General features: G+C 37.4%; 8 protein-coding genes. 5 read left to right on the forward strand and 3 right to left on the reverse strand.

The features are described 5' to 3' along the window. Window positions 1-92: 92 nt before the first annotated feature. The 3 genes from BM135_RS16120 to BM135_RS16130 all read right to left on the reverse strand — a co-directional run bounded on the left by BM135_RS16120 (window position 93) and on the right by BM135_RS16130 (window position 1,486). Window positions 93-581, reverse strand: a complete 489-nt coding sequence (locus BM135_RS16120) for a riboflavin biosynthesis intermediates N-glycosidase (RefSeq protein ID WP_092521513.1) — start codon at window positions 579-581, stop codon at window positions 93-95. A gap of 144 nt (window positions 582-725) precedes the next feature. Continuing rightward, window positions 726-1,178, reverse strand: coding sequence for a DUF2335 domain-containing protein (locus BM135_RS16125; protein WP_092521523.1), 453 nt, complete (start codon window positions 1,176-1,178; stop codon window positions 726-728). 110 nt (window positions 1,179-1,288) lie between these two features. After that, window positions 1,289-1,486 (reverse strand): Cro/CI family transcriptional regulator, encoded by a 198-nt coding sequence (locus tag BM135_RS16130; protein ID WP_092521520.1) that lies wholly within the window; start codon window positions 1,484-1,486, stop codon window positions 1,289-1,291. 97 nt (window positions 1,487-1,583) lie between these two features. On the opposite strand from BM135_RS16130, the gene BM135_RS16135 reads away from it, so the two are divergent. The 5 genes from BM135_RS16135 to BM135_RS17615 all read left to right on the forward strand — a co-directional run. Continuing rightward, window positions 1,584-2,297, forward strand: a complete 714-nt coding sequence (locus BM135_RS16135) for a LexA family protein (RefSeq protein WP_092521521.1) — start codon at window positions 1,584-1,586, stop codon at window positions 2,295-2,297. Window positions 2,298-3,164: 867 nt separating this feature from the next. Next, window positions 3,165-3,530, forward strand: a complete 366-nt coding sequence (locus tag BM135_RS16140) for a LecA/PA-IL family lectin (RefSeq protein WP_092521522.1) — start codon at window positions 3,165-3,167, stop codon at window positions 3,528-3,530. Between the two features lie 198 nt (window positions 3,531-3,728). Next, window positions 3,729-3,863, forward strand: coding sequence for an IS1 family transposase (locus BM135_RS17605; RefSeq protein ID WP_245737444.1), 135 nt, complete (start codon window positions 3,729-3,731; stop codon window positions 3,861-3,863). Then, window positions 3,860-3,931 carry an IS1-like element transposase gene (locus tag BM135_RS17610; protein WP_245737446.1) on the forward strand — a complete coding sequence of 24 codons (72 nt, stop codon included), beginning with the start codon at window positions 3,860-3,862 and terminating at the stop codon, window positions 3,929-3,931. Before BM135_RS17605 ends, BM135_RS17610 begins: the two co-directional genes overlap by 4 nt. After that, the coding region (locus tag BM135_RS17615) for an IS1 family transposase (protein ID WP_245737445.1) at window positions 3,912-4,498 on the forward strand (587 nt) is incomplete at its 3' end. The genes BM135_RS17610 and BM135_RS17615, both read left to right, overlap by 20 nt.

Raw genomic sequence — 4,498 nt, forward strand, 5'->3', positions numbered from 1 at the left:
GGATTGTAAATCACAAACGATCATCAATGTTCCTACCTTTATGTACTGAAGGCACATCACTGAACTAACTGTTCAATTTAGACCCGTTTGCCCTAATCCCACGTCAAAGGATTATTGATATTAATGGCATTTTCTGCTAACCCGATTCCCCAAATGCGGTCAACAGGGCTAGCCTCAACTAATATTTTATCCCCTGTATTCAATAAAAATTCTGCCAATGACTGGTTTTGAGAAAACTTTGCCAAGTTCCCTTCAATCACTATCTTTAACCGATGTTCATCCCAAATCGATTGGTTAAACCCACGTATTTCGCGTCCATATGCTTTTGCTGCCCCTGATGTTTTAGCATGAATAATTTTTTTCAGTATTTCGGGATCATTAAACAAACGGGCTTTCCATGCCATCATATAATGTTCCGTACTGGCATATTTTACATCATCAATAGTAAATTGAGCCGGATACCACTGACTTAAACAAGATTTAGTTATGTGGTTGGAATGATTGGTTTTATGCCCCCAGAAAAAAAGATATTTCAGCTTCTTTCCTGATTGGTATAAATCACATAAGGTTCTAATATCCATATTAACTCTCTATAACACGCTAATTTATCTTTAATACATAAACGCTCCCTATCATACAAAATTTTTTATGTTTGTCGATTATAAAAAATAGCTAGTAAAAATAATCGCATATTTTTGGATAAATCTTCATATTATTCTCTGAAATCATTTACTATTTAATTTACGACCAATAACAAATACAGCAGCCAACCCTGCTAAATCAATTGTAATTAAAGTACCAGCAAACAACATTTCTCCTCTAAAAGCAAAGACAGTCGCCACGATTAAGATAAATATAGCCATGAAAAATCCCATCCATTGCCCTCTTCTATCTCTATTTATCATTCCATCCAGCGCTTTATTCTGCTTTTCATGTTGAAAAACCTGTTCTTTTTCTCTCAGAGAAAACACTCTTTCAGCATAACCCGGTAAAATTGATTCATAATTCTTTAATACTTCAGGGGATGGAAATGAATCAAGGAAATAAGAAATTTTTTTATTTTCAAGTAAATATTTATTTGATGAATCAACATCTAAAGCATCGCGGTAATCATTTGTGGGCATAATATCGAGAATGCTCCCTATCGCTCTGAAGTAATGACTAATGTTAGCGTTCACGTCTTCTCCCCCAGCAATATACACAAAAAACACTTTAATAAAATCAGTGATATAATTAAGTTCAATCTATAATAGAGATGAATTAATTATACCTTTGATATTTTCTCTGTTCACCATACACCTTGTTTTTGACTAGGAAATGGGCGGCATTCTTCAGCTTTGTAGGTCCCATCTTCCTGACGAATCAAAAATATTTTACGTCCTGCACGCAATGCCTTACTGATTGCAGTTTGATGAACGCCCACCAAACGCGCTGCGTTGGCTTGACCATTCGACTTCACATATTCTGATAACGGGATTTTTTTCATGCGTATCCTCCTTTCCTTTAAATAATATCTAAAGTACTAAACATTTCAATACTTTTAGTATTTATCATTTTAATAGCGCTGGTATTAAAATGGAGCCATGAAAAAGAAACTCACAACAGAACAACTTGCAGATGCAGCACGCTTAAAAAAGCTATTTGAGTCCAAGAAAAAGCAGCTCGGCATCTCTCAGGAAACGCTTGCAGAAGAAATTGACAAGACACAAAGCGCAATTTCACACTATCTCAATGGGATAAATGCCCTTAACTTGGAGATGGCAACCTATTTTGCCCAAAAATTGAAAGTTCGGATTGCAGATTTCAGCTCATCGCTGGATGAACAAGCAAGGAAACTCGTCACTGTTCTCTATGGTGATCGTGCAACGTTTGCTAGTCAGATACCCTATCGCAAGCAATACCCGCTACTCGACTGGATAAATGCAGGTAATTGGTGCGAAGATTTCACGCCAAAATACCAGACAAATCGCATTGTAAAGATATATGAAACCTCTGTTAAATGTTCACAACGTGCTTTTTGGCTGGAAGTAAAAGGCGATTCAATGGTATCGCCAAATGGACTAAGCATACCGCAAGGTATGATCATTTTAGTTGATCCAGAAGTTAAACCAGTCCCCAATAACTTAGTAGTCGCAAAACTTGATGGAGAGAAGGAACTGACTTTCAAGCAACTAATTACAGAAGGATATGATACGTTTTTAAAACCATTGAATCCTCAATACAACATGATTTCACTCAGTAATCATGTGAATATTGTCGGGGTGGTTGTGGAAGCAAGGGTTAGAAAATTGCCTTAAAATAGAACATTCTTGTTTTACCAGTATCAATAGGTGTGTTGTTTTCGATTACAGTTAAAGGACCATAAGAAATTTTGTTTTCAGCTATTCCCACTTTGCTCTGGTACCCTCAATTAACGATCGACATACCTGAATCTATTAAACTATACTCTCCCAACTCCCAGAGCAAAATCTCACATTTTTAATATGATTACCTTACATAAAAATCACTCTTTTTACGCATAAAAAAACATACCATTTTTTATTTGGAGGAGAGATTCGAACAAGTTGAATAATATATTTATTTAAAACAAAAATATAAAACATTAAAATAAAACTACACACATCACTATACACAGAAAAATTTAGTGAATAAAAATGAACACTTGAGAAAAATATATCAGTTTTGTTCGACTCCTCCTTTTTCCGCTAACTCAGGAGTCGAACACATGCATATTGTTCAAAGATACAATCACTATAGGACAGCAATCCGCCCTTTAACATATGGGATACCTGCACAAGCAAAAGGCATTGCGGAAACCACAATACCCAAGATGGGATATCTCACCTTTTGCTAACTTGTTGATTTTACCAACTTCCGCATGAAGAGTTAATTCAATTAAATCAATTGGTTAAGTTAAAGTGGTATCCTCTTTGGTGCATTATATTTTGTCAGTAAAGGAGCTGATTTTATTGATCCTCCATTTGTTATTCTATGCCATCCTGTCATCAAAACATGCAGCTCACCTAAACGTTAAATCGAGCTTAGTCAAAATACATTCCCCAGTATTGATGAACTTATTTTATTGATGTTCACTGGCGGAGAAGTAACCCGCCTTCATAGACTGATACAGTCGCTTTCAAAATATAATGATTGGAGGTAATACTATGTATGATTGGTCTGGAACTGTTCCCGGCAAACTAGCGCAAGGTCAACCGACAGGGATTGTACTCCAAAAAGGAGATGTAATATCCATCATTGCGACAGGGTGGGTGAAATTTGTCAATGACAACCGTCCGAATCCGTGGTCTGCACCTCAAGGGGTTCCTCCTAATCCTCCAAGTGGGGGTTTAGTTGCAAAAATTGGCGATAAGACCTATGAAATTGGCAATGGAGTTCTCCATAAGACAGTGCCTACAGATGGCGAATTAACTCTTTTATTTTTAGATAGTAATTATAAAGATAATTCCGGTGACTTTTATGTTAACGTTAAAATAGAATCACGTTACTCTCCTCTCCAAGAAATAAAATAAGTAGCTAAAACTCTAACCCGCAATTTCTGCGGGTTAATTATGTCAACTCCCTCAATAATAACCATAAAATACAGCTTTAATTTGAAATATATTTTTTATCACATGCCTACAAATTAGCTCTCTTTCCATTTCAAAGATTGGTTACGTATTCAATCTGTTGATATTTATGTATAATCGGCATTTTTTCGGAGAAATGAAATGGCGACGGTGGAAGTAAAATGTCGATTTTGTCAGCAAGTTGAATACGTCAAAAAACATGGCAAAGGCGAGGCAGGCCATCAACGCTATCGCTGTTTCTCCTGCCAACGAACCTTTCCATTGACCTTACCATGAACAATGCCGGTATCCGTGATACTGCCCGTACATTGCATATCAGTATTAATGCCGTTGTTCGCGTTTAAAAAACGTAAACCGCGATGCGTCACAACACTTCCCTTAGATAATGTCAACGTTCAGCTCATTTGTGAAGTTGATGAAGTGTGGTCATTTGTCGGCAATAAAAAATGCCGACGCTGGTTATGGTCTGCTTGGGAGCCTCGTCTGAAACGTATCCTTGCTCATACGTTTGGAACGAGAAGCAAAAAAACACTCAAAAAGCTCGCTTCGTTCAATATTGTTTTCTGGTGTACAGATAATTTCAAGGCTTACAATCTATTGCCCAAAAATCAGCACCTTGTTGGAAAAACCTTCACTCAACGTATTGAGCGGGAGAATTTGACATTGCGCAACCGGCTTAAACGGCCCAATCGAAAGACCCTGGGTTATTCTAAGTCGCCGGAAATAATGGGATGGACGCCCCATTTAAGCGGCATCAGTGTGCCAAAATGGCAGTGCATTCAACACAGCCATTTAATAACGGGAGCGTCCACCATGAAGATGACAACAGTTGGTATCGATCTGGCAAAAAATGTCTTCCAGATCCACGGCGTTGATGTACAGGGTGAAACAGTGCTCAAAAAACAGCTGTC

It is taken from the genome of Xenorhabdus japonica (genome assembly GCF_900115195.1).
In the GTDB taxonomy this organism is placed as follows: Bacteria; Pseudomonadota; Gammaproteobacteria; order Enterobacterales; family Enterobacteriaceae; genus Xenorhabdus; species Xenorhabdus japonica.